This window comes from Cellulosimicrobium sp. G4 BAM 1002 (genome assembly GCF_057126935.1).
On the sequence record NZ_CP182109.1, the window covers coordinates 4,528,263 to 4,553,270 of the forward strand.

The 25,008-nt window shown below is 71.2% G+C and carries 23 protein-coding genes; 9 read left to right on the plus strand and 14 right to left on the minus strand.

Annotated elements, in window-relative coordinates:
• The 3 genes from ACMXGY_RS20160 to ACMXGY_RS20170 all read left to right on the plus strand — a co-directional run bounded on the left by ACMXGY_RS20160 (position 1) and on the right by ACMXGY_RS20170 (position 3,829).
• The gene (locus tag ACMXGY_RS20160; RefSeq protein ID WP_483774753.1) at positions 1-1,245 is read left to right on the plus strand and encodes an MFS transporter; all 1,245 of its coding nucleotides are present in this window, start codon (positions 1-3) and stop codon (positions 1,243-1,245) included.
• A 107-nt stretch (positions 1,246-1,352) separates the two neighbouring features.
• Complete coding sequence (locus tag ACMXGY_RS20165) at positions 1,353-2,564, plus strand: AAA family ATPase (RefSeq protein WP_483774754.1); 1,212 nt, start codon at positions 1,353-1,355, stop codon at positions 2,562-2,564.
• Entirely contained in the window at positions 2,561-3,829 is a 1,269-nt protein-coding gene (locus tag ACMXGY_RS20170; protein WP_483774755.1) for a tetratricopeptide repeat protein, read from the plus strand. The genes ACMXGY_RS20165 and ACMXGY_RS20170 overlap by 4 nt, the downstream gene beginning before the upstream one ends.
• Before the next feature lie 169 nt (positions 3,830-3,998).
• Here the strand turns inward: ACMXGY_RS20170 and ACMXGY_RS20175 are convergent, their stop codons facing one another.
• From ACMXGY_RS20175 to ACMXGY_RS20190, 4 genes are all read right to left on the minus strand, one after another.
• Complete coding sequence (locus ACMXGY_RS20175) at positions 3,999-5,549, minus strand: alpha/beta hydrolase (protein WP_483774756.1); 1,551 nt, start codon at positions 5,547-5,549, stop codon at positions 3,999-4,001.
• Positions 5,550-5,861: 312 nt separating this feature from the next.
• The gene (locus tag ACMXGY_RS20180; protein ID WP_483774757.1) at positions 5,862-9,245 is read right to left on the minus strand and encodes a CARDB domain-containing protein; all 3,384 of its coding nucleotides are present in this window, start codon (positions 9,243-9,245) and stop codon (positions 5,862-5,864) included.
• A 378-nt stretch (positions 9,246-9,623) separates the two neighbouring features.
• Positions 9,624-10,337, minus strand: coding sequence for an SDR family oxidoreductase (locus tag ACMXGY_RS20185; RefSeq protein ID WP_483774758.1), 714 nt, complete (start codon positions 10,335-10,337; stop codon positions 9,624-9,626).
• Between the two features lie 34 nt (positions 10,338-10,371).
• A complete protein-coding gene (locus ACMXGY_RS20190) occupies positions 10,372-11,448 on the minus strand; it encodes an alkene reductase (protein ID WP_483774759.1) in 1,077 nt (358 codons plus the stop codon).
• 163 nt (positions 11,449-11,611) lie between these two features.
• Here ACMXGY_RS20190 and ACMXGY_RS20195 point away from each other — a divergent pair, with 163 nt between their 5' ends.
• On the plus strand, positions 11,612-12,214 hold the full coding sequence (locus ACMXGY_RS20195) for a TetR/AcrR family transcriptional regulator (RefSeq protein ID WP_483774760.1): 603 nt from the start codon (positions 11,612-11,614) through the stop codon (positions 12,212-12,214).
• Positions 12,215-12,332: 118 nt separating this feature from the next.
• Here the strand turns inward: ACMXGY_RS20195 and ACMXGY_RS20200 are convergent, their stop codons facing one another.
• From ACMXGY_RS20200 to ACMXGY_RS20225, 6 genes are all read right to left on the minus strand, one after another.
• On the minus strand, positions 12,333-12,704 hold the full coding sequence (locus ACMXGY_RS20200; RefSeq protein WP_483774761.1) for a hypothetical protein: 372 nt from the start codon (positions 12,702-12,704) through the stop codon (positions 12,333-12,335).
• Positions 12,705-12,918: 214 nt separating this feature from the next.
• Positions 12,919-13,779: an alpha/beta fold hydrolase gene (locus tag ACMXGY_RS20205; RefSeq protein ID WP_483774762.1), complete on the minus strand. Its 861-nt coding sequence runs from the start codon at positions 13,777-13,779 to the stop codon at positions 12,919-12,921.
• 53 nt (positions 13,780-13,832) lie between these two features.
• Entirely contained in the window at positions 13,833-14,828 is a 996-nt protein-coding gene (locus tag ACMXGY_RS20210; RefSeq protein WP_483774763.1) for an NADP-dependent oxidoreductase, read from the minus strand.
• Positions 14,829-14,869: 41 nt separating this feature from the next.
• Positions 14,870-15,739, minus strand: a complete 870-nt coding sequence (locus tag ACMXGY_RS20215; RefSeq protein ID WP_483774764.1) for an alpha/beta fold hydrolase — start codon at positions 15,737-15,739, stop codon at positions 14,870-14,872.
• Between the two features lie 377 nt (positions 15,740-16,116).
• On the minus strand, positions 16,117-16,446 hold the full coding sequence (locus ACMXGY_RS20220) for a hypothetical protein (RefSeq protein ID WP_483774765.1): 330 nt from the start codon (positions 16,444-16,446) through the stop codon (positions 16,117-16,119).
• Positions 16,447-16,541: 95 nt separating this feature from the next.
• Complete coding sequence (locus ACMXGY_RS20225; protein ID WP_483774766.1) at positions 16,542-16,910, minus strand: hypothetical protein; 369 nt, start codon at positions 16,908-16,910, stop codon at positions 16,542-16,544.
• Positions 16,911-17,061: 151 nt separating this feature from the next.
• On the opposite strand from ACMXGY_RS20225, the gene ACMXGY_RS20230 reads away from it, so the two are divergent.
• Positions 17,062-18,342 (plus strand): PDDEXK nuclease domain-containing protein, encoded by a 1,281-nt coding sequence (locus tag ACMXGY_RS20230; RefSeq protein WP_483774767.1) that lies wholly within the window; start codon positions 17,062-17,064, stop codon positions 18,340-18,342.
• A 530-nt stretch (positions 18,343-18,872) separates the two neighbouring features.
• Positions 18,873-19,682, plus strand: coding sequence for a hypothetical protein (locus ACMXGY_RS20235; protein WP_483774768.1), 810 nt, complete (start codon positions 18,873-18,875; stop codon positions 19,680-19,682).
• 312 nt (positions 19,683-19,994) lie between these two features.
• On the opposite strand, the gene ACMXGY_RS20240 is transcribed toward ACMXGY_RS20235, so the two are convergent.
• On the minus strand, positions 19,995-21,200 hold the full coding sequence (locus ACMXGY_RS20240) for an SLC13 family permease (protein WP_483774769.1): 1,206 nt from the start codon (positions 21,198-21,200) through the stop codon (positions 19,995-19,997).
• A gap of 370 nt (positions 21,201-21,570) precedes the next feature.
• On the opposite strand from ACMXGY_RS20240, the gene ACMXGY_RS20245 reads away from it, so the two are divergent.
• Positions 21,571-21,735 (plus strand): hypothetical protein, encoded by a 165-nt coding sequence (locus tag ACMXGY_RS20245; RefSeq protein ID WP_483774770.1) that lies wholly within the window; start codon positions 21,571-21,573, stop codon positions 21,733-21,735.
• Here ACMXGY_RS20245 and ACMXGY_RS20250 read toward each other — a convergent pair.
• Complete coding sequence (locus ACMXGY_RS20250; RefSeq protein ID WP_483774771.1) at positions 21,714-22,454, minus strand: cation diffusion facilitator family transporter; 741 nt, start codon at positions 22,452-22,454, stop codon at positions 21,714-21,716. The two genes, ACMXGY_RS20245 and ACMXGY_RS20250, sit on opposite strands and share 22 nt — an antisense overlap.
• Positions 22,451-22,786: an ArsR/SmtB family transcription factor gene (locus tag ACMXGY_RS20255; protein ID WP_483774772.1), complete on the minus strand. Its 336-nt coding sequence runs from the start codon at positions 22,784-22,786 to the stop codon at positions 22,451-22,453. Before ACMXGY_RS20255 ends, ACMXGY_RS20250 begins: the two co-directional genes overlap by 4 nt.
• Before the next feature lie 96 nt (positions 22,787-22,882).
• Here ACMXGY_RS20255 and ACMXGY_RS20260 point away from each other — a divergent pair, with 96 nt between their 5' ends.
• Entirely contained in the window at positions 22,883-23,260 is a 378-nt protein-coding gene (locus ACMXGY_RS20260; RefSeq protein ID WP_483774773.1) for an ArsR/SmtB family transcription factor, read from the plus strand.
• Positions 23,261-23,265: 5 nt separating this feature from the next.
• Positions 23,266-24,276 (plus strand): cation diffusion facilitator family transporter, encoded by a 1,011-nt coding sequence (locus ACMXGY_RS20265; RefSeq protein ID WP_483776910.1) that lies wholly within the window; start codon positions 23,266-23,268, stop codon positions 24,274-24,276.
• Positions 24,277-24,291: 15 nt separating this feature from the next.
• On the opposite strand, the gene ACMXGY_RS20270 is transcribed toward ACMXGY_RS20265, so the two are convergent.
• Positions 24,292-24,981: a hypothetical protein gene (locus tag ACMXGY_RS20270; protein WP_483774774.1), complete on the minus strand. Its 690-nt coding sequence runs from the start codon at positions 24,979-24,981 to the stop codon at positions 24,292-24,294.
• Positions 24,982-25,008: the final 27 nt, after the last annotated feature.

Consider the following 25,008-nt stretch of genomic DNA (forward strand, 5'->3'; position numbering starts at 1 on the left):
GTGACGACACTCTCCCGACCGCGGGTCCCGGTGCACCGCGGCCACCTGACTGTGTGGGCGGGGCTCGCCGTCGCGCTGACGGCCGTCAACCTGCGGACCGCCGTCACCGGGTTCACGCCGCTCCTCGAGACGATCGGAGCGGACCTCGGCTTCGGGGTGGCGCTGGCCGGCCTGCTCGGCACCGTGCCCGCGGCGTCGTTCGCCGTGTTCGGGTTCCTCGCCCCGGTCGTGACGAGACGGTTCGGGCTCGAGCGCACGGCAGCCGTGGCGCTGGGCCTCACCGCGCTGTCGCTCGTGCTGCGCGCCCTCTCCCCGACTCCCGCCCTGCTCGTGGCTTCCACCGTGCTGGCGCTCGCCGGCATCGGGGCCGCGAACGTCGTCATCGTCCCCCTGGTGAAGTCCTGGTTCCCCGACCGCATCGCGCTGTGGACGTCGCTCTACCTGCTCCTCCTGCAGACAGGTCAGTTCGTCGCCCCGCTCCTCGCGGTCCCGGTCGCGGAGGCCTCGACCTGGCGGGTGTCGGTCGGGATCTGGGCCGGACCGGCGGCCCTGGCCGCCGTCGTCTGGCTCGTCCTGGCAGCCAGGCTGCCCGCCGACCACCACGCGCCCGCCGCCGCCGTCGGCGCGAGACCGAGGATCAGCCGGTCGTCGACCGTGTGGGGCCTGGTCGTCCTGTTCGCGATGATCTCGCTGTCCAACTACGGGATCATCACGTGGGTCCCGGCCGTCCTCACCGACGCGGGGGGCAGCGCGGCCCTCGGTGGCTCGATGGTCGCCCTCTACTCGGCGTGGGGCGTGGTCGCGGCCCTCGTCGTCCCGCAGCTGGCCACGCGCCTGGCGAACCCGTTCGTCGTGGTCGTCGTGTGCGCCGTCGTCCTGGTGGCCGGGTACCTGGGCCTGATCCTCTCCCCGCTCGACGGGACCGTGATCTGGGTGTGCGCGCTGGGGATCGGCGTGAGCACCTTCCCGCTGTGCATGACCCTGATCAACCGCCGGAGCCGGACGCCGCAGACCGCCTCGGCGGTGTCCGGCTACGTGCAGGGCATCGGCTACGGGCTCGCGTGCCTCGGCCCGATCGGCCTGGGCCTGCTGCGCGAGGCGACGGGGTCGTGGTCCGTCCCGCTCCTGGCGCTCGCCGCCACCGCCGTCCCCGGGCTCGTCGCCGGCTGGTTCGCCTGCCGCCCACGCTTCGTCGAGGACACCGCACCACGGGCGCCCCAGGACTCGGCACGGGCCCGCACCTAGGATGTCGCGGGCAAGGCCCTCGACGTACCTCCGAGCGTCGGGGTGACGACGGCCGCCAGCGCGGGGAACGCGAGCCCTGCTGTCGCCGAACGACGAGAGGGCAGCAGATGGCCGACGACGACTTCCTCGAGATGATCGCGACCGAGGTGGGCCGCGACCCGCAGAACCTCGCGCTGCGGGAGGACTTCGTCACCCTGCTGCTGCAGGCGGACCCCGACCGCGCGGCGGAGGAGCTGGACGCGTTCGAGGCAGGGGGCGGCGACCCCGCCCGGGTCCGGGTGCTGCGGGCGCGCCTCGTCGCCGCACGGCTCCGCGGCGACTCCGCACCGCCGCCCAGCGAGCCGGCACCTGCCCCCCGGCCTGCCCCGGTCCGTGCTCCCGCCGACACCGACACCGACGACGCCGAGAGCGACGCCGGCGGTCCCCCGGTCCCCGGGGTGTGGGACGCGGAACGGCCCGCCGTGACCCTCACGGACGTCGCGGGCCTCGCCGAGGTCAAGCAGCACCTCGACACGACGTTCCTCGCCCCGCTGCGCAACCCCGACCTGGCCGCCGCGTTCGGCCAGAAGCCCGGCGGCTCGCTCCTCATGTACGGCCCGCCCGGGTGCGGCAAGACGTTCATCGCCCGGGCGATCGCCGGCGACCTCGGGGCGTCGTTCATCCACGTCACGCTGGCCGACCTGATCAGCAAGTACATCGGCGACAGCGAGAAGGCGATCCGCAGCGTGTTCCGCAACGCGCGCGCCGCCGCGCCGTGCGTGATCTTCTTCGACGAGTTCGACGCGCTCGGGGGCCGGCGGACGTCCGGCGGCGGCGGGTCCCAGTCGATGCGCATGATCGTGACCCAGCTCCTCGAGGAGCTCGACGGCGTCTCGAGCGCCAACGACGGCGTCTACTTCCTGGCCGCGACGAACCGGCCCTGGGACATCGACCCCGCGCTGCGCCGCCCCGGTCGCATCGACAAGACCGTGCTGGTGCTGCCGCCCGACACCGTGGCGCGCGCCGCGATCCTCCAGGGCGACCTCGAGGGCAAGCCGTCCGACGGCGTCGACGTCGTCCGGGTGGCCGCCGCGACCGAGGGGTTCTCGGGCGCCGACATCGCGCACGTGGTGAAGGTCGCGCTCCAGCAGGCGCTCAGCGCGTCGATGGCGGCGGGCGCCGTCGTGCCGGTGACGACGCAGTCGCTGCTCGCCGCCGCGAGCGCCGTCACACCGTCGACCACGTCATGGTTCGACCAGGTCGCGCCGGTCCTCGAGTACGGCGTCGACGACGGGACGTTCGACCAGCTGCGCGCCTACCGCGTGAAGCGCGGCCTATGAGCGGCGTGCCCGGCGAGCCCCGCGTGGACCTGGTCGAGCGGGACGACGACGTCGCGTGGGAGCTGTTCGACGCCCAGCCGACGCACCCCGAGGTCGGGCGGATCGCCCGGCGCGTCCTCGCCCAGGAGCCGTGGCGGAGCGAGACCCGGCGCCTGCTGGCCATGCATCTCATGGCGTGCGGCGAGCTCGACGAGGCCCGCGGGATCCTGCTGACCGTGGTCGGTGCGCGCGACGGCTCGTACCTCGCCGCCGTCGAGGCGCTGTGCGAGCTCGAGAAGTACTCGAGCAACTACGACGAGGCTCGCCGTTGGGCCGAGACCGCCGTCCGGGAGGACCAGGAGTCCTGGACGAACCTGATGCGGCTGGGCGTCACGACGGCGATGGCGGGCGACCCGGAGCTCGGCTGGCAGCTGCTCGACGACGCGGTCGCGCTCTGTGCGCGCACGGCCCCCGACGAGCTGGCCAGCGCGCTCGCCGAACGGACGATCGCGCACTTCGAGAGCGTCGCCCCGGCCGAACGCGTCATCCCGGCGGCCGAGGAGGCGATGCGCGCCGACCCCACCAACGAGTACGTCAGCACGGCGCTCGTCTGGGCTCACGTGCACGCGGGCCGCTACGACGACGCCGAGGAGGTGTCGCTGGGCCTGCTGCGGCTCGACCCGACGCACGCGATCGCCCGGAGCGCGGTCACCGTCGTCCGCGAGGTGCGGGCGAGCGCCGAGAGGCTGGGCATCACGCTGGCCGAGGTCCACGCGTCCGGGGTGGTCCGCAACGTCTGGACCGAGCGGCGCGAGCGGATGCTCGGGATCGACCTGCCCTCCGCGTTGACCGCTCTCGACGACGTGCTGCCCGACGACCTGCGCGCCGCGCTGCGGCCGGGGCTCGGGGACGAGGCCGGGGAGTCCACGATGCGTGATCGGGAGGTCCTGGCCTGGCACGACGGCCAGGAACCCGGCACCGGGGCGCTCTGGCGGGCAGACGGCGACTTCCGGCTGCTGTCGAGCGCGGAGAGCGAGGCGCTGGACGAGGCGATCGAGGCAGACCCCGCCGCCTACCCCGAGTGGAAGCACGACGGCCTGGCCGACGACTACGCCCAGGTGATGACCGACGACCGCGGGGGCTATCTCGTCGTCAAGTACCGCGGCGTCGTGCTCCGGCGTCCGGGTGCCGGCGACGTGGTGGTCGCGCCGACCCTGGCCTCCTGGTTCTGGGACCGGGTCGCGGCGCTCGGCGGACGTGACCCGCGGCCGCGCCCCGGACGGTGAGCGAGGCGCCCGAGACGAGTCAGGCCGGGGCGTGCGCACCGATGACCGAGAGCAGCGCCAGCTTCTCGTAGCCCTCGCTGCCGCGCACGGCGGTGTGGACGAGGAGCTCGCGAGGGTGCCGCTGAGCGATGCCGTGCGAGCGCGTCCTCGTGTCAGCGGGTCCCTCGGGTCACGACCCTGCGAGGGCGCGCGGGGCCGCCACCGTCGGCGTCTCGCCGAGCGGGACCGACGGGGTCTGGAACGGCACGACGTCCTGCGCGCACGTGGCGCCGTCGGTCGCCTCGCCGTCCACGAGGTAACGGGCCACCGCGTCCTCGGCGCACGCGCTCTTGCCGAGGATCGTGTGCCCCCAGCCCTCGACGGTCAGGACCCGCGCGTCGGGCCATCGGTCGGCGTACGGCTGCGTGAAGCCGTACGGGGTCGCGGGGTCGTAGCGGGTGCCGATCACGAGGACAGGGGCCTCGGTCGTCTGGTCCCACGGGCCGGTGAAGGCGTCCTCGTCGTGCGCGGCGAAGAACTCGCACGGCGCGCCGACCCAGCCGCGTAGCCGGCCGAAGTGCGGGTACTGCGCGTCGAGCGCGTCGACCTTCGCCGGGTACTGCCAGGGCCGGCCCGGCGTGGTCGTGTCGACGCACAGGCTCGCGAGCGACCCGCCGATCGAGGGGTAGTCCTCGGCCCAGCCCGCCCGGCGCAGAAGCTCGCCGAGCGTGGGCGCCGCCCCGAGAGCACGCGGCTGGCGCGCGGCGGGCGGCGGCTCGACGGCGCCGCTGAGCACCGCGAGCTGGGCGAGCGTGAGGTCCAGGTCGCCCCAGGCGACGGGCTCGTACAGGTACTGGAAGACGAGCGCGACGGTGTCGGGGTAGCCGATCTCGGCGGTGCTGCCGTCGGGCATCGGCACCCCGACGGGTTCCTCGCGCAGGGCCGCGTACGTGGCCTCGACGACCTCGGCGGGGTCGCCGAGCGACGCGAGCGCGCACGACGAGGGACCGGCCTCCGTGCACAGGCGCGCGAACTCGCCGAACGTCTCCGTCGAGCCCGCCGCCTGGCCGATGCGCGCGCCGAGGAGCTCGTCCGAGCCCACGCCCGACCACGCGTCGACGTCCATCGTGCCGTCGAGCACCATCGCGCCGACCCGGTCCGGGAAGAGTGCCGCGTACGTCGCTCCGAGCACCGTCCCGTACGAGTAGCCGAGGTAGGTGAGCTTCGTGTCGCCGACGGCCTGGCGCAGCAGGTCCATGTCTCGCGCGACGTTCGCCGTCGACGACGACGAGATGCGGTCCGCCGAGAACACCGAGCAGCTCGCGCCGAGCACCGCCATCTGCCCGAGGAAGCGCGCCTCCTCGCGGTCCGTGGCGGGGAACGCCGGGACGTCGGCGAAGAACGCGCCCTCCCGCTCTGCGTCGCGGAAGCACGTCGCAGGGTCCGACGTCCCGACGGCGCGCGGGTCGAACCCGACGACGTCATACCGGGCGAGAACCTCGGGTGCGACGATCGACCCGCCCAGCAGGTGCAGGTTCGCGACACCCGGGCCACCCGGGCCGCCGAAGTTGGTGAACAGGCTGCCGACCCGCGCCTCGGGGTCGGTGGCGGGCAGACGCGTGAGGGCGATCGTCGTCGTGCGTCCGCGCGGCTCGTCGTAGTCGGTCGGCACCTCGACGCTCGCGCAGTCGAAGGCGTCGAGGCCTTCGCCCTCGCAGGGTTCCCACGGGATCTCGGGCACGGGTGCGTCGACCTGGCCTGCCGCCGGAGGTGGGTCACCCCCCGGAGTGGCGACAGCTCCGGCGGGCACGCCGCCGAGGAGGAGGATCGCCGCCAGCGTGGACGCTGCGGCGCGGACAGCTCGTGTCGTCGTCGATCGCGAAGTCATCCCCCTCACCCGAACACGGATATGTCGGGCGCGCCACCTCGGCACGCCGCGCTCCGTCCTCGCAGGTCACGATCTGCACGTCAGGGAGGACCGCGCGACGACCCGGGGGCCGCTGTCGAGGCAGCGACCCCCGGGTCGTGCTCGGCGCCCGAGGGGCGACCTCGGCTACTGGCCCGTGAAGACGAACTGCGAGCCGGGCTCCTTCGCGACGTCGCCGTCGCGGGAGCCGCTGATGGTCACGTTCGACAGGATCGCGTTGCCGCGGGCACCGCCCATCGCGAGGATGCCGGAGCCGTTGTTCGACGTCGAGATCCGCACGTTCGTGATCCTCACGTCCGGCATGTTCCCGCCGCCGTTCTTGAGCTGGATGCCGTCGTAGGTGGAGTCGACGATGTCCGTGTCGCGGATGGTGACGCCGACGATGTCGTGCGTCTGCGGGAAGATCGTGATCGCGCCGAACTCCTGGTCCTCGTTCCAGAACGCCCCGCCGGTGCGGTAGAGCCCGTTGTTGGCGATGAGCGTCGTCCCCGAGAACGGCAGGGGGTCGTGGTCGGTCGCCAGCATGATGCCGGGGTAGTTCATGGTGTCGGAGATCAGGTTGTTCTCGATCGAGTTGTCGTAGCCGCCGTAGATCGCGATGCCGTTGGCGCGCCACGGGAGCTGGACCGTGTTGTTGCGGAACGTGTTGGAGTGCCCGATGTCGACGTTCCGGTCCTTGACGTACGGGTTGGCCCAGACGGCGAGCGCGTCGTCGCCGGTGTTGCGGAACGTCGAGCTCACGACCGTCGAGTTGCGCGTCCCGTTGCTGAAGTTGATCCCGTCCGCGTAGGTGTTGCGGATGCGCATGCCGGAGAAGACCAGCCCGTCGCCCGGGTTCCACAGCTCGGGGATGTTGGAGTAGTCGCGGCCGACCCACACGCCGACGTTCGCGTGCTCGATCCACACGTTGGTGATCTTCGTGCCCTGGCCGAACCGGCCGTTGAGGCCGACGCCGCCCTCCTCCTGGCCGTTGTTCCCGCGGATGGTGCCGGAGCCGAAGATCGCGATGTCGGAGATCTGGGTGTTGTCGTCGATGTCGAACCCGAAGTTGCCCTCGTGCGGGTGGTTGATGACCCCCGGGGCGAGGTGCGGCGGGATGAGGCTGTAGAGCTGCGAGTGCCACATCCCGGCGCCGCGGATCGTCACGTCGCTGATGCCGACCTGGTTGTGCATCCCGCGGTTCAGCGGGTCGTCGGTGAGGATCTTCTTCTCCTGGCGCCACTGCCCCGCCGGGATCCACACGCACTCGATGTCGCCGTTCTGATCCGCGGTCACGGCGGCCTGGATGGCGGCCGTGTCCTCCAGGCCGTCGTTCGGGACCGCGCCGTACTCGGTGATCGACGTGCACTGAGCGGGCTTCGCCGCGGGCGGCGCCACCTGCTCGAGCTCGACGAGGTCGATGACGTAGAACGCGGCGTCGTCGCCCGCGTCGCGCTGGAGCGTGAAGACCGTCCCGGCAGGGAACGACCGCCCGAGCAACGCGTGCGACTCGTCGAAGAGGCGGCGCGCGTCCCCGCCCGGGGTGTTGACGAGGCCCTCAGGCTGGTCGGTCGTGCCGTAGAGCCACGCGTGCTTCGACGAGAGCGTGAGCTTCTGGACGAACTGGCCGTCCGCGTAGAGGCTGATCGTCTTCTCCTGGCCGCCGCCGGCGGGTGCGTCGGGGATCGAGGCCCGCACGACGATCGAGTTCGTCGGGTTGGTCGAGGTGAACCGGACGTACTGTCCGGTGCTCGTCAGGCGCACCGACTCGCGGCCCGACGACTCGGTCGCGAAGTTGGTGTGCCCGAACGTGCGCAGCGCGTCGCTCTGGAGCAGCGTGCCCGAGTACTGGCCGTCCTCCGCCTCGTAGCTCGTGTACGGGACGGCGGCTCCGCGCCCGACCGTCACGGCGAGCGTGCCCGTGTTGTTGCCCTCGTTCGTCTCGGCGACGACGCCGGTCGCGTCGGCCGTCGCGGTCACGGTGGCCCCGCCGTTCGTCGCGGTCCACGTCCCGCTCGGCGTGACGGTGACGGTCGCGCCCGCGGCGACGGCCGGCGTCGTGCCGTTCAGCGTGGTGGACCCGGCGACGACGCGCGCCACCGACCCGGCGGAGACCGGCTGGTTGCCGCGGTTGCGGACCTGGACGGAGAACGTCACGGCGGCACCGACAGCCGGGTTCGACGGGTTCGAGGACACCGAGACGACCTCGAGGTCCGGGCCGGGCGCCTCGCTGACGACGAGCTTCGCCGTGGCCGTGAACGCGTTGTCGGCCTCGTTCTGCTCGGCCACCGTGTTGGCCGGGTCGACCACCGCGCCCACGGTGTACTCCCCCGCCGGCCGGGTCCCGGCCACGACCGGCACCTGGGCGCTCGCGCCGGGCTGGAGCGCGCCGACGGCGGCCGAGCCGGCCGTCGTCCCGCCGACCTTCGCGTCGAGCGTCGTGGCCGACGACGCGCGGTCGCCCGTGTTCCTCACGGTCGCCGTGAGGGTCACGGGGGTCGTCGCGGTAGGCGCCGCCGGGGACGCGGTCACCGCGGTGACGGTGAGGTTCGGGTTGGGCGCCGGGGCGCCGTAGACCTCGAGCTCGGCGACCTGGCCGTTGCCCGCACCGGTGTTGCCGGTGAAGCGCAGGCGCACGTCGGTGACGGTCCCGCTCAGGGGGACGTCGACGAGGTTGCCGCCGCCGGGCGAGAACGCGTAGGCGGCGGACGCCTTGAGCTCCTGCCACGCCCCCGTGCCGGTGCGGCCCCAGACGGAGAACGTCTGCGTGCGCGGGCCCCACGCGGCGTCAGGGTTGAGCCGGACGCGCGCGCTGCTGAGCTGCGTGGGCGCGGCGAGCGCGACGTCGAGGGTCGACGGGTACTGCCCGCCCGCGCCCTCCCAGTAGGTCGTCGCGCTGCCGTCGACCGCGTTCGCGGCGACGAACTGCCACTCCGTCGACGACGCCGTCGCGGGGCGGGCTTTCGCGTAGTTGGTGCCGGTCGGGTCGGTCGGCGGGGCGGTCGGGCCGCCGTCGGTCGGCGTTCCCCAGACCTGCAGCTCGGACACCTGGCCGTTGCCCGCGCCGGTGTTGGCGGTGAACGCGAGACGCACCTCGTCGACCTCGGCGTCGAGCGGGATCTCGACCTTGTTGCCGCTCGCGGGGTCGAAGCCGTACGCCGCCGACGCCTTGAGCGTGCGGAACGACGCCTCGCCGTCGGACCGGCCGAGCACGCTGAACGTCTGCGTGCGCGGCGACCACACCGAGGGCGGCGGCACCGTGACGACGACGCGCTCGACGTCGGCCTCCGCGCCCAGGTCGACGGTCAGGTGCGACGGGTACTGCCCGCCCGCGCCCTCCCAGTAGGAGCTCGCGTTCCCGTCGTTCGCGTGGGCCGCGACGTACGTCTGCGTCACCGACGACGCGGCGATCGGCTTGCCGAGCGCCAGGTTCGTGGCCTCGGCGGCGTGCGCGACGGCGGCGACGCCGAGCGGCGCGAGCAGCGCCAGCGCGGCGCCTGCCACGACCGTGTGCTTCCAGGGGGTTCTCATGGACGTCCTCGTTCTCCGCCGGGGCGGGGTTCGTCCACCCGCGGGCAGCGGTTCCCGACGACGGGCGCGACCGTGCTGGTGCCGCGCCCACCGCGACGGGTGGATCGGGTCGGGCGCGGACCGGACGACGGACCGCAGGGGCGCCACGGGCGACCTGGCGGGGATGGGCGTCGGCCGACCACGTGGCGAAACTCGAGAGTTGCAGCGTGTGCACTGCTTTGTGCTTTCGTTCTGTCAACTTCTTGCGTATCGCAGTACGGACGTTACGAGACGGACATCCGAGGCGTCAAGGGCCGCGCGACGAACGCGGTTCTCGCCCGGCGATGGTCTGCGGCAAGCGGGAGGACGCCGCGAGCACCGTCCTCCCGCTCCAGGGTGCTACGTGGTCGCTGCCAGCTGGGGGTAGACGGCCTGGATCGGGGCGGAGAGCCCGGCCTTGGCCTGGACGGAGGTCTCGTCCGCGAGGACCTCCAGCTCGCCGGCCTCGGTCGCGTCGAGCACCGCGGAGACGAGGACGGCGGGGTCGAGCTTCGGGTCGGTGGTGGCGGCTGCCATCGGGGTGTCGACCCAGCCCACGTGCACGCCGACGACCTGGACGCCGTCGGGCTGGAGCTCGAGCCGGAGGGAGTTGGTCGCGGACCACAGGGCAGCCTTGGTGGCCGAGTAGATCCCGGCGACCGCGTACCAGGCGAGAGCGGAGTGCATGTCGATGATCGCCGTGTCGCCACCACGGGCGGACAGGATCGGTGCGTAGGCGCGGGCGAGGAAAAGCGGGCCGAGGAAGTTGGTCTCGACGTTGCGGCGGATCTCCTCGTCGGAGTGGGTGAGGATGCCCGCGCTGGACACGGTCGCGCCTGCGTTGTTGATCAGCACCGTCACGTCGGGGGCAGCCTCGACGGCAGCTCGGGTCGAGGCGGGGTCGGTGACGTCCAGGGCGAGGGGCACGATGCGGTCGTCGTCCCACTCGCGGGGGTTGCGAGCGGTGGCGTAGACCTTGGCCGCTCCACGGACGAGGGCTTCGCGCACGAAATGGGTGCCGATGCCGCCGTTCGCGCCAGTGACGAGGACGACGGCGCCGTTGAGTGAAGTCATGGGACTGTTCCTTCTCTTGGTGGTCGGGCGGGCGTCAGGCTTGGGCGCGGACCGGGTAGTCGGTGTACCCGTTCGCGCCGCCGGTGTAGAGGGTGGCCGGGTCCACCTCGTTGAGCGGTGCGGCGGCGCGCAGCCTGTCGACGATGTCGGGGTTGGCGAGAGCGAACCGGCCGAGGGGCTCGACGTCGGCGAGGCCGGCATCGATGTCCGCGGCGATGGCGTCGCGCTCGCGCCCGTACCGGACGACGAGGACCGCGGTCGGCCACGCCTCGCGGAAGGAGCGCAGCAGCTCGTCGTCACCGAGGTGGTGCACGTGGAGGTAGACCAGACCCAGCTTCGCGAGCTCGCCCACCAGGTAGCGGTACTGGGCGCGAACGGCCTCGGCGTCGCCCTCGTCGAGGCCGCCGAGCGGGAACGCAGGAGAGATGCGGATGCCGGTACGGTCCGCGCCGATCTCGTCCGCGACGGCCCGGGCGACCTCGATGACGAACCGGGCACGGTTCTCGATCGACCCGCCGTAGGCGTCGGTGCGGTGGTTGGCGTTGGGGGCGAGGAACTGGTGCAGCAGGTACCCGTTGGCGGCGTGGATCTCGACCCCGTCGGCACCGGCCGCGACGGCGGAGGCCGCAGCGTGACGGAACTCGCCGATCACGTCCCGGATCTCCGCCGTGCTCAGCTCGCGAGGGACAGGGGTGCTCTGGGGGCCGTTGGGCGTGAAGATGTCCTGTTCGGCGGAGATCGCCGACGGCGCGACCGGCTGCCGGTGGTGCGGGGTGTTGTCCGGGTGAGAGACCCGGCCGACGTGCATCAGCTGGATGAACAGGTGGCCGCCGTTGTCGTGCACGGCGTCGGCGACCTTCCGCCAGGCGTCGACGTGCTCGGGCGTGTAGATGCCGGGGGTGTTGACGTACCCCTGCCCGTCCTCCGAGGGCTGGGTACCTTCGGTGATCAGGAGTCCGAGGGAGGCCCGCTGGCTGTAGTACTCGGCGGTGAGCTCACCGGGGGTGCCGTCAGGGTTGGCCCGGTTGCGGGTCATCGGCGCCAACGCGAGTCGATGCGGAAGCTCGATTCGGCCGAGGGTCAGCGGCTCCCAGAGGTTCGAGGTGGTCATGGCGGGTGAGTTCCCTTCCTGGCACGGGTCGCCACCGGCTCCGGTTCGCGGCGGTGGCCGCAGACCGGCGTGGAAGGATGAGCACGGCACATCTCGAGTCCACGCGACAGTGACTACACTCAGAACTGAGGTAAGTCAGAGTCTATTCCCGAGGAGGAACGCGATGTCAGTGGAGACGCCACCGCTCGGGCGCCGCGAGCGGAACAAGCAGGCCAAGCTCGAGCGCATCACCGCAGCCGCGAGCCAGCTTTTCGCGGAGCACGGTGTGGACGAAGTCACCACGCAGCAGATCGCGGACGCGGCGGACATCGGCACGGGCACGTTGTTCCTGTACGCGAAGACCAAGGGCGAGCTGCTGCTGCTGGTGCAGAACACCCACTACGCCGCAGCCCTGGAACGCGGCCGCGCCGCGGCCACGGGTGCGGCGACGGCGCTGGACGGGGTGATGGCGCTGGTCACACCGGTCGTGGAGTGCAACCGGGTCCAGGTCGACAACGGCCGCACGTATCTGCGGGAGATGGCCTTCGGAGACCCGAGCGAGCCCCATCACGCCGAGGCACTGTCGATCGTCGCGCAGACCGAAGAGGCTGTCGCCGGCATCCTGACCGGTCGGTCGCAGGTCCCCGCCGCGAAGGCGGCGACGCTGGCCCGGGTCGTCTCGGCCATCCTCCTCCTGGAGCTCGGGGCCAGCGTGAACGCGGACTCGAGGATCCCCGAGCTCCTCTCCGGCATCCGCGCCCAGGTCGCAGCGATCCTCCCTCGCTGAGCCCGTCTCGGGCTCGCACGCATCGGAACGCGATCCTCTCGTGGCGAGGTTCGGTCCAGCTGCGCGATGGCCAGTCAGTCCTCCGGGTGGGGCAGGATCTCGCTGTCCTCGACGAACGTCAGCGCGACTTCCACGTCGTAGGCGTGGATGGCCGACACGTGCGGGGAGAGCAGCTCGGTGAGGTGACCCGCGTGACCGGTGGGGTGTCCCAGGTCTTCTCGTTCCACGGCAGGAACACCTGGGTGCGCAGTTCTCTCAGGTCCCCGGTGGCGATGAGCGAGGGAGTCAGCTCCTTCTTCAGGAACCTTTGGAACCCGACGGTGCCCTCATCCGTCGCGCGGCGCAGGTAGATGATGCCGCGGGATCCGGGCTTCTCGCCGGGGGCGACGTCGTACCGGCGCGAGGTGCCGGGTGGGCCGGCGTGCAGGAGGGTGCGGCGGAAGATGTTGACCTCGTCCTCGTACGCGAGCGCGGTCTGCGCGCGCCCCACGAGGGGTGACAGGGCGTTCTCGAAGGTGACTTCGGCGATCCCGTCGATCCGGCGGTCCTCGGGGATCGTCGTCTCGATGCCGGGGGTGGCCGGCCAGCGACCGGGGTTGTGTGCGGCGAGGTATCGACGACGTGAAGTGCTTCGACACGTCCAGCTTCATCGGGGTGGTCTCGCTCATGATCGCGCGTTCCGTTCTCTTCGCACTCTCGGCGGCTTACGCGGCGAGGAACTTCGCGGCGACGGGGGCGAACTTCTCCCAGTACTGGAAGATGCCGCCGTGCCCGGAGTTGGGGTAGATGATCAGCTCGGACCCCTTGATGCGCTGGTGCAGGTCGGCGGAGAGGATGGAGGGCACCATGCGGTCGTTGTCGCCGTTGGCGATCAGGGTGGGCTGGGTGATCGCGGACAGGTCCGACGGCGCGGAGCGGCCGAACCTCTGGATGGCCCTGAGCTGGGTGTTGAATGCCTTGTTGCTGATGGGCTTGTCCCGGTCCGCGGTGCGCTCCTTGAGCCGCTCGACGAACGCCTTCCCAGCCCTCTTGCCGACCTGGTCCCGGTTGAAGAACAGGAACTCCTTCGGGTCGGAGCGGGTGAGGGTGGCGCGGAGGATGTCCCAGTAGGTCACGCGCACGACCTTGTCGATGTTCCTGCCTCCGCGGGGACCGGTGCCGGTGAGGACGAGCCGGCGCACCAGGTCGGGGTGCTTGACGATCAGGTCCTGGGCGATCATGCCGCCCATGGAGAACGAGAAGACGTCGATCGTGTCGTACCCGAGGCCCTTCGTGATGAAGTCGTAGGCGTCGTCGGCCGCTTCCTCGATCGTGCCGGGCACGGCGCCGGAGGATGCCCCGACGCCGCGCTGGTCAAAGGTGATCACGTGACGGGTCCTCGCGACGGCGTCCACGATCCGGGGGTCCCAGTTGTCCAGGGTCGCGGCCAGGTGCACGAAGAACACCACGGGGATGCCGCCGGTCGGGCCCAGCTCGCGGTAGGCGAACGAGACGCCCCCGGCGGTGAGGGACTTCGCCGGGGCCTTGGCATAGGAGGTGATGACAGGATCGCTGGTTGTGCTCATGACGGTTGCTCCTTCGAGAGTTCGAGAGTTCGGTGCGTGCGGGGCGATGCGGGTCAGGCGCCGGTGATGACGACCTTGCCGCGCAGACCACCCTTGGACAGGGCTTCCAGGGCCTGCGGGGTCTGGTCGAAGGGGAAGGTCCTCCCGACGACGGGTCGGAGGGTTCCGTCGTCGACGAGGGCGGCGATCCGGCGCAGCTGGTCGCCGCTGGCGCTCATGAAGAGGAACTCGTAGCCCACGCCGAGCTTCTTTGCCTGCCGACGGATCTTGCCGCTGAGCCCGGCGATCGCCAGGCGCAGCAACGGGTTCAGGCCGACCTCTTTCGCGTATGCGGGGTCGGGCGGCCCGGCGATCCCGATCGCCTTCCCGCCCGGCTTCAGGATCCGCAGCGACTTGGCGAGGTTCTCTCCGCCCAGCGAGTCCAGGACCAGGTCGTAGCCGGACAGCGCGGTCTCGAAGTCCTGGGTGCGGTAGTCGATCACCTCGTCCGCTCCGAGCTCGCGGACGAAGTCGGCGTTCTTCCCCGACGCGGTGGTCGCGACGTGCGCGCCGAGGTGCTTGGCGAGCTGGATCGCGACCGTCCCGACCCCGCCCGCACCCGCGTGGATGAGGACCTTCTGGCCCCGCTTCACGTTCCCCTTGACCACCAGCGCCTGCCAGGCGGTCAGCGCCACCAGCGGCAGGGACGCCGCCTCGACGGGACTGACCGACGCCGGGGCGAGCGCGAGGTCGGCCTCGTCGACCGCGATACGCTCGGCGAAGGTCCCGATCCGGTGATCCCGAGGCCGGGCGTAGACCTGGTCGCCCGGCTTGAACCCGGTCACCCGCGGCCCGGTGCGGACCACCGTGCCGGCCACGTCGTGGCCGAGGACGAGCGGCGTCTTGTAGGGCAGGTTCAGCTTGAACTCGCCCTCCCGGATCTTCTCGTCCAGCTGATTCACGCCGGCGGCGGCCACGCGCACGAGGACGTCCCGGTCGCCCACTGTCGGCTCGGGCACCTCCGCCTCATGGACGGGCTGCTTGTACCTGTCGAACACGAACGCTCGCATGGTCTCTGCGTCTCCTTCGGATCTGTCGAGGGTGATGGTGGTCAGCGGTGCAGGAAGTGGTGCGCGAGCTCGGCGACGGCTTGCCGGTTCTGGGAGACGGCCCCGTGCCCGGAGTCGGAGAAGATCCGCACCTGCGCATCGGGGAACCGCCGCAACAGGGCATCGGCGTTGCCGACCGGAACCATGCGGTCGCTGTCGCCGTGGAGGAGGAGCACGGGACTACCCGACTCGGACGGCGCCGACGGGGACAGCCGGTGTCCCCACCGGTTCACCGCGCGCAACTGCCCACGAAGCGCTGCGGGGGAGACGGGCTCGTCTCGCCCGGCGCGCCGCCTCCTCAGCCTCGCCTGGTACGCCTTCGCCGCGTGCCTGCCGTTGCGTGTCCGGGTGAAGAACAGCAACGACGTCGGGTTCGTGAACGTCACCAGCCCGCGCGCGACCCCACGCACGAACACTCCGGTCATCCGCGTCAGACCTGGGCCGCCCTGCGGGCCGGCGCTGGCGAGCATCACCCGGTCCACCAGGTCCGGGGCCAGCTCGAGGATCGCCTGGGCGACCATGCCACCCATCGACAGCCCCAACAGATCCACCCGCGACAGGCCCAGCGCCCGGACCGCCGCGACCGCGTCCTCCGCCATGTCCTCGAAGCGGTCACGAACGTTGCCGGTCGAGCCGCCGACGCCCCGGTAACCGATCAGGATCACCCGACGCTCCACAGCGAACAGGTCGACGAGCTCCGGGTCCCAGCTGTCCAGATTCGCCCCGAGATGAGTCAGGCCCACCAACGGCACGCCATCGTCGCCACCTCCGCCGAGGTCGCGGTAGACGAACGCCGTGCCGGCGGCAATGACGACCCGTGTGGGTGCATCGACGAACCGCACCGGTGCGGCAGGTTCTGCTGTGCCTTCCATGTCTGTCCTGTCCGCTCGTTCGCGAGATTGGCGGCTGACGATGGCTCTACCGAGTACACTCAAGCATGAGTTGACTCAGGTATGTTGTCAAGCGGAGGACCTCAGGAACGATCCCGGCGCGACGGACCGGCGCCAGCGAACGAAGAGGGAACCAACGGCGTCGCATCCTCGTCGCAGCCAGTGAGCCGCTCGCCGAGCAGAGATCGACCGCGCGATCATGCAGGAGGTCGCTGACCGCGCCGCCGTTGCCATCGGCACGCGAGTGCGAGTGAGCTAGCGCGAGCCGACGCGATGTTCGCGGCCCACCCGGAGGTTCCGCTCATTGGCTAAGCCGGGTGGCTCCGCAACTCGCACACGTTTGGGGCCGGTAACGAACGTTATGGTGTATCTGACCTATTCGGGCGTGATGCTCTCCTCGAACCTGGGTCGTCATCGTTAGCGCCGTTCGTCTCCCAGTAGTCGAGGGTGACCGTCCACGGCGACGGCAGCGCCTTGCGCAGCGCGGCGAGCAGGCGGTTGGCCTCGGTGCGATGCTCGGCGGCGATGGCTGGGTTGTCCCAGCCGTTGACGTGGTCGTAGTGGGCGTTGAAGACCTGTGCCCATCGGCGAAGCCGGTTCGCGAGCTCTTCGTCGAGCAGGTCTTTTATCTCATGGGCCGCTCCGTTGGACGCTGGCCATAGGGGCCAGTCCGCGGCGTAGTCGTTCATCAGGCGGACCGCGTGTGGGTCGGGCTCTGGCTCGCCATGCTGCGCCGCCGCGGTCGGCGTGCGGCCTGGGCTGAAGACGGTGCCCGAGTGAGGTGCTACGGCGAACCAGTGCGCGTCTGGCGGCGCAGCGGCGGGGGCCTCACGCAGAGGGTCTGCTCGTGTTGACTGGCCGGCATAGAAGCCTTGGCGGTTCTCCCGGCGCGGAGGCGTCGTAGGGCGGCCTCCACGGCGGCGATGTTGGCACGAACCCGTTCGCGTTCTTGCGGCGAGAGGCGCCTGAGCTGCAGGTTCAGGACAGCCTTCTCCTGGTCGGGTGTCAGGTCCACCAGCGGCAACGGGTCGCCTGCCGCGATGGCCGCAGTGATCTCCCGCCATCGAGTCTGTGCGAGCGCGATCACTCGCAGGAAGCCCAACTCTGCCTCGAGTAGCTCCACGTCGGCGTGTGCCGACTGTCGATCCCCCATGAGAGCACAGTAGTGAACGGGCGCAGGAACCTACTGGCTGTCGGCGTTCGTTCCGTCGCGATCTTTCTGATCCAGCCACTGCCACAGGTACGGGGAGGTGCCGGCGCAACTGCGGATCGGACCGTGGGCGCGGTCCGGCAAGATGTCGCGCATGGTGTCGTCGGGGAGTGAGCTGGAGCCAGCCGGGTATGCGGAGCTCCTTGCGGAGCTGAAGGCGCGGGTGCGCGCGACCCGATTCCGCGCTGCCCGGGCGGCGAACACCGAGGTGCTGCGCCTGTACTGGTCGGTCGGGCGCGACATCCTCGAGCGGCAGCGTGCGGCGGGTTGGGGCAGCAAGGTCGTGACCTCTCTGGCCGCGGACCTGCAGCGCGAGTTCCCCGACCAGCGCGGCTGGTCGCGGTGGAACCTGCTGTACATGCGCCGGGCCGCGGAGGCGTGGCCGACCGAGGAGGAGTTCGTCCACCACGTTGGTGGACGATTGCCGTGGCGCCATGTCACGGTCCTGCTCGACCGGCTCAAGACCCGTGAGGAGCGGGACTGGTACGCCGCGAGTGCCGCCGAATACGGCTGGTCGCGCGCGGTGCTCGAGCACCAGATCAAGGCCGACCTGCGGCGCGCCGTCGGGGCGGCGCCGACGAACTTCACTGAAGCGCTCGAGGCACCGGACTCTGAGCTGGCGCAGCAGCTGGTCAAGGACCCGTACGTGTTCGAGCACCTCGCGATGGTCGAGCGTGTGGCCGAGCGTGACGTCGAGCAGGCGCTGATGGACCGGCTGCAGGACACGATGCTCGAGCTCGGACGCGGCATGGCGTTCATCGGACGCCAGGTGCGGCTGACCGTGCCGGACGACGCGAGCGACCGCGTGGACGAGTTCTACGTCGACCTGCTCTTCTTCCACGTCGAGCAGCTGCGCTACGTCGTGGTCGAGCTCAAGATCGGGCCGTTCGAGCCCGCCCACGTCGGCCAGCTCGGCACGTACGTCGCGTCGTCGACGACCAGTTCCGCCGGCCCCAGATCCACGCCCCGACGATCGGGATACTGCTGTGCACGGGCAAGACCGGCCCGACCGTGCGGTACGCGCTGGCCGGCACCCGGGTGCCGATCGCCGTCGCGGACTACCAAGGTCTGCCCGAGGACGCCCGCGGCGTGCTACCGAGCGCTGCCGAGCTCGAGGCGGTCATCGAGGACGAGCTCGACCACCGGGGATGAGCGCCCGAAACCCCTTCTGACCAGCACAAACGAACTGGCAGAGGTGCGTGCTCGAGAGGTGCGAGTTCCCGTCCTGTCGCGGTGCGGCCGAGGCGCCGACGTCTGGGGCAAGTGGCTCCGTAGGCCGCGACCATGGTTCCCGTCAGCACTCTCGCCCTCGAAATCGAGCTGTATCTCGTGCCCGCGGCTCAAGGTGGCTGGCGTACGTCGCTTCTCGGGGTAGCGAGCCTGGAGTCCGCTTCACCTACCGGCCGAACTGGGGTCCTCCTGAGTAGCCCGAGAGCGACCAGACCCGGGGGGTCCGGTTCTCGGCTTCTCCGGGGTCGGCATCCAGCCAAGCGACACGTTCTCGCCGTCATCGTGCCCCTGTTCCCGGTGGAGGTACCGATGCGGCGGGAGGTGATCGCCGGCGACGAACTGAGGATGCACGAGGGCTCGCGGATCTGTGGCCGTGGCTGAGTCGTCTGGGTGCAGGGGCGACTGCCCCATGCCGAAGGACGAGGAAGCGCAATTCGTCCGCTGGCTGACCAAATGACCGCCAGGAGCACGGGGACAGAGGCTCGCTGTTCGTGAGCGTCGTCGGAGATGCGTTTCCCGGTGATCTGCCCCGGCACGGCGAGAGCGCGTGAGAGTCGCCACATAGCCTTCGGTGGCTTCCGAAAGCATGGTGGCGGCTGGACAACGGTAGATTCCAAATGGCGATGCAGTAGAACAGATTCCAGTTAGATCGTAGACGGGAGGTGCTCCAGCGAGATGCAATCCAGCTTCCAGTTTCTTGCCGGCGAACGGCATGGTCCGTACAAGACGGTCGAATTATTTGGCACGCCCAACCCCGAAGATGTCGCTCGAATACGCGAGGAGGAGGTCGCCGGCGTCCTCTTGCATGGAATTAGGGGATCGCGTGCGGCCCTACAGCTCGGTTGGCTGGAGGAAGTGCATGTGCGGTTCGTCCAGATTGAAACGAGCCAACCAGTAGGGCCAATTCCAGAACGCATGCTGAGGAATATCGAGGTGCTTTGGATTCGAGGCAAGGCTCGCGATCCACTCGATGTAGCTTTGATGCCGAATATCCGATCCCTGTCGCTGGAGGGTGTAGATCTAACAGGTAGCATTACCGCACTTCAAGATCTTGAGTTTCTAGGGCTCCATCGGAGCTCGCGCAGTCTCGAGTCGCTTAGTGGTTCCACGAGTCTTCGTCGCGCGATACTGCGGTTCGCGAAGACCCAGCCGCAACCCGACATCGAACTCGACTTGCTCTCGTTGCCCTACCTTGAGGAACTCACCGTATTCGGGCCTGGACTCAGAGATCTTGAGGGCGTCGAACGCATGCCAAGGCTTCGCGAGTTGTTCATCCAGCCGACGACCTCGCGCCCTTTCGATCACCGAGTCAGCCTTTCGCCCCTTGCTTCTTGCGAGAACTTGCAAGTCCTCTTGCTTGACGATTGCGGGCAACTGATTGACGCCGAAGTTCTAGATCACCTTCCTCGACTGCAACGTGTCTCGGCGAGGCGCGGTGGATTGGCTCCATGGCCCGGCGCACGCCCTTGGCTGCGCGTGTTTTAGGTCATTTATGGGTTCCCGCGCGCGAGCGTCGATTTCGTTGCGCGGTGCGAGTCCTCGAATCCGATGCAACTCCCACTAGTCTCGGGCCGATAAGGTATCTTATGTCGCTTTTTATCTGCTGTGCGGCATTTAACAGCGTTGGCCTCAGGCTGCATCAGAGCCGTGGCCTCGGACGAGATCGAGCGATCATCTACGAGGTATGCCGCCGATGGCTTGCTCCCAATCGGGCTATTGAAGGCTGCGGACCAGTCCGCTCCCCGCCCGCGCGCCAAGCGCGAGCCGGCTGAACAACGCCCGGACAGGACTCCGCACCTAGCCCAACGCGACGACGGCGACGCCCGCCGCGACGGCCAGGGGCGCGAGCACGAGGCCCTGCCGGACCACCTGCCACGGCGGTGGGGGGCCGTGCTCGAACGCGTGCCGGCGGTACTGCTGCCACCACAGCACCGTCGCGAGCGACGCCCACGGCGTGATGAGCGGCCCGGCGTTCACGGCGACGAGGAGCGTCGCCAGCCGGTCGACGCCCTCGCCCGCCGCTGGGAGCAGCGCGAGGAACGCGGGAAGGTTGTTGACGAGGTTCGCCGCGACGACGCCGGTCGCGGCGAGCCGCGCGAGGTCGCCCGGTCCGGAACCGGTGCCCGCGACGGCGGCGAGGAGGGCGCCGAGACCGTGGGCGTGCCACGTCTCGACGAGCACGAACAGCGCCGCGACGACGAGCGCCGACCTCCACGGCAGCATCTCCCGCACGGGGACGAGCGGCCGCACGCGCCGCCACCACGTCGCGAGCCCGAGGACCGCCGCGCCGGCGAGCGCCGTCGGGGCGACGGGGAGCTCGACCGCGAACGCGACCGCGAGCAGCGCGACGACGACGGCGGTGACCCGCAGGAGGGTCCGGTCCGGCGGCGTGGGGCCCGTTCCCGAGAGCGTGAAGCGACCGCGCAGGTCCCGGCCGTGCAGCACGACGAGCACGACGACGGTCACGACCAGGACCGCGAGCGCCGGCGCCCACATCACGCCGACGTAGCCGGTGCCGAACCGGTGCGCGGCGAGCAGGTTCGTGAGGTTCGAGACGGGCAGCAGCAGCGACGCCGTGTTCGCGAGCGCGAGGACCGTGAGCGCGAGCGGCAGGGGCCGTGTTTCGGTGCGGCGCGCGAGGGCGAGCACCACAGGCGTGACGAGCACCGCCGTCGTGTCGAGCGAGAGCACGACGGTGCTCGCCGTCGCGAGGACGACGACGAGGCCCCACAGCGCGATCCGCCGCCCTCGGGCGAGCCGTGCCGCCCGGGCTGCGACGGCGTCGAACAGGCCCGCGCCCGCGCACAGCTCGGCGACGACCGTGATCGCGAGGAGGAAGACCAGCACGGGTCCGGTGCGCTCGAGCAGGTCCCGCGCGTCGGTCGCCGGGAGCAGCCCCGATGCCGGTAGCGCGACGACGACCACCGCCGCGACGAGCCACAGCGGCAGGCGGCGCCGACGGCCGCGGGGGCTCGCGGCATGGTCGGGCGGCTCGGTCGTCACGGCGGTCAGCGTACGGCCGGGTCCCGCCGCAGGCGCCCCGGTCCGCCCTCGGGTAGAAAGCCACGAGGACCCCGCAGCCACCGCCCGTCGCGTGGTCGTGGTCGCACCCGCTCCTCGGCCTGGCGTTCGTGGCACCCGCAGCGGTCGTCGCGCTGGCGGTCGGGGCCGAGGCCGGCGCGCTGCTCGTCGGCGGGTCGGCGTACGCGTGGCTCGTCTCGCTCGCGTGGCCTGTTCTGCCGTCCGTCCCGCGGGCCCGGCGCCCACCGCCCACCCGCGCAGCAGCAGCGCTCTACGGACTCCAGATCGGGCTCGCGGGCGCGACCCCCCGCCGTGCTCGCGGCGGTGGCTGCCCGTCTTCTCGGCGCTGCTCGTGCTGTCCCTGCTGCTCGTCCACGACGACGAGCCGCCGGCCCACTGGTTCGTCGAGCGGATCGGCGAGACGCTCGGCGGGGTCGCGCTCGCGCTCGCCTTCGCGTGGGCCGTCCCGCGCCTCGCCGCGCGGTTCTCAGCGCGTCAGCAGCACGAGCACGACTGATCTCCGCCCGCCCTGGTCTCTGGCGCAGCACTCCCCGGAGTCACCGCCGCCTCGCTGGCCACCGCCGTCGTCGCCACGGGGACGCAGCACGCGTCGCCGCGCCACGCCTCGATCCCCTCCTTCACCGCGACGGCCGCGATGACGAGCGCGGCGAGCGGGTCGGCCCACGTCCATCCCACGGTCGAGTTGAGCACCAGGCCGACGAGCAGCACCGCGGACAGGTACGTGCACAGCAGGGTCTGCTTCGAGTCCGCGACGGCGGACGCGGAGCCGAGCTCACGACCGGTGCGGCGCTCGAACCACGACAGGAACGGCATGACGGCGAGGCTGACCGCCGCGAGCGCGATGCCGACCGTCGAGTGCTCCGGCTCGGCGTCGCCGAGGAGCGAGCGGACGGCGTCGACGGTGACGAAGAGGGCGAGGCCGAAGAACGAGACCGCGATGAGGCGCATCGCGACGCGCTCCCGCCGGTGCGGGTCCGGCGCGGCGAACTGCCACGCGACGGCGAAGGCCGAGAGCACCTCGACGACGGAGTCGAGCCCGAACCCGACGAGCGCGGCCGAGGACGCGATGCGCCCGGCGGTGATCGCGACGACGGCCTCGACGACGTTGTACGAGATCGTCGCGGCGACGATCCACCGCACGCGCCGTTCGAGCACGGCACGTCGTGCGGCGGACAGCGAGGGCCGGGGGCGGGGGCCGAGAGAGACCGCCGTCATGCGCAGGTGCAGCCCTCGGGCGCGCAGCACGTCGGGTCGACGGCGACGACGAGCTGCAGCAGGTCCGCGAGCGCCGGCGCGAGGTGCGGGTCGGCGAGCCGGTACCAGGTACGACGCCCGTCCGGGATCGACTCGACGAGCCCGCAGCCGCGCAGGCACGCGAGCTGGTTGGACATGACCTGCCGCGAGACGCCGAGCGCGTCGGCGAGGTCCGAGGGATACGCGGGCGCCTCCCGCAGCGCGAGCAGGATGCGCGTGCGCGTCTCGTCGGACAGCGCGTGCCCGAGACGAGCGAGCGCGGCGGTGTGCGTGAGCGTGACCGTCTCGACCATGGTGTCAACAGTACAGATCTTGCTGTATTCACGTCACCATGTATTCAGACGCCCCGGCGCACTCCCGGAGGCCCGTTCACTCCGTACTATCTTCGTATGAGTGAAGATACGCAGGCGTGCACCTTCGGGGTCGAGAGCCAGTACGTGGAGCTCGCCGCGGAGGTGTTCTCGCTGCTCGCGGACGCGACCCGGGTACGGATCGTGCTCGCGCTGCGCGACGACGAGCTGTCCGTGAACGCGCTCGCGGAGATCGTCGGCAAGTCGCCGACGGCGGTCTCGCAGCACCTCGCGAAGTTGCGGTGGGGTCGCGTCGTCCGCGCGCGCCAGGAGGGCAACCGCGTCTTCTACTCGCTCGTCGACGAGCACGCGCGGACGCTCGTGACGCAGGCCGTCTTCCAGGCACAGCACGCGGTCGACGACCATCCCGCACACCACGCCGACGGCACGCACGGTGCGACCCGGGACGAACGATGAGCGGGATGCGCGCGGCCGCCGTCGACCACGACCACGACCACGACCACGACCACGACCACGACCACGACCATCCTCGCCCCGCGGGCCTGCGCGGCTGGCTGCACGAGGTCTTCGTGCCCCACTCGCACGACGCGGCGGACTCGATCGACGACGAGCTCGTGGCGAGCGGGCAGGGGATCCGCGCGGTCAAGGTCTCGCTGGTCGTCCTGGGAGCGACGGCACTGGCCCAGCTCGGCGTCGTCGCGGTCAGCGGGTCGGTGGCACTCCTCGCGGACACCGTGCACAACCTCTCGGACGCGCTGACCGCCGTGCCGCTGTGGATCGCGTTCGTCCTCGGCCGGCGCGCGGCGACACGCCGCTACACGTACGGCTACGGCAGAGCAGAGGACCTCGCCGGGCTGTTCATCGTCGCGATGATTGCCCTCTCGGCGGTCGTCGCGGGCGTCGAGTCGGTCCGCGGCCTCACCGCCCCGCAGCCGGTCGACAACCTCGGCTGGGTGATCGCCGCCGGGGTGATCGGGTTCGCCGGCAACGAGGCGGTCGCGGTCTACCGCATCCGCGTCGGCCGACGCATCGGGTCGGCGGCGCTCGTCGCCGACGGCGTGCACGCGCGCACGGACGGCTTCACCTCGCTCGCGGTCGTGCTCGGCGCGCTCGGGGTGCTGGCCGGGCTCCCGGTCGCCGACCCGCTCGTCGGGCTCCTCATCACGGTCGCGATCGCGGTGCTGCTCTGGGGCACGGCGCGCGACGTCGGGCGCCGGCTGCTCGACGGCGTCGACCCCGGGCTCACGGACCAGGCCCACCGCGCTCTCGGCGGTGTCGAGGGCGTGCAGGAGGTCGGCGACGTCCGGCTGCGCTGGTCGGGGCACCGGCTCGCCGTCCAGGCCCGGGTGCTCGTCGCACCCGAGACCGAGGTCGGCGCCGCCGACCGGATCACCGCCGCCGCGGTCGCCGCGCTGCGCGACGCGCTCCCCGCGACGGGCCACGTCGACGTCGCCGCGGCACCGCACCGCTGAACGTGCGGCGGCCCGCTACGCCTCGGCGTGGTGCGTCACGACCCGGCGGAAGAGGACGATGAGCGACGCGACGAGCACCCATGCGGGGAAGACGAGGACGAGCGCCGGGGCCGACGTGAACCCGAGCAGCAGCACCGCCGCGACCACGCCGCCGACGACGGCGAACCACCGCGGGACGAGGTGCACGCGCAGCCCGCGGGCCGTCGTCGACAGGACGAACATCGCCGCGACGCGCAGCGCGTAGATCATGAGCACGGTGCTCGTGCCTTCCGTCAGCCCGTGCGCGGCGAGCACGTCCTCGGGGAGCTCGCCCGTGAGCCGCACGGTGGCGAGCGCCGTCGTCGCCAGACCGGACGCGACGAGCGCGAGACCGGCGAAGAGGATCCCCGACGCGAGCTGCACCGTCGAGAGCAGCGGGTCCTCCCGGTGGGCCAGCCGCCCGATCCGCCGCCGGGTCGCCGCGAGGAACCAGACGAAGCACAGCATCGCGATAGGGATCACGTAGTACCCGACGACGAGCAGCGTCGTGCCGCCCGAGCCGCTGTAGTACTCGACGAGGCGGTCGGCGTCGGTCCCCGCCGCCGGGCGCCCGTCCAGGATGAGGATGCTCGCGCCGAAGGCGAGGGCGAACACGATCCCGGCGACGGCCGCACCCGTGCCCTGCAGCAGCGGTCGCCGCGGCGCGGCTCCGTCGTCCTCGCCCACCTCGCCTCCCCTCGTCGACCCGGTCTC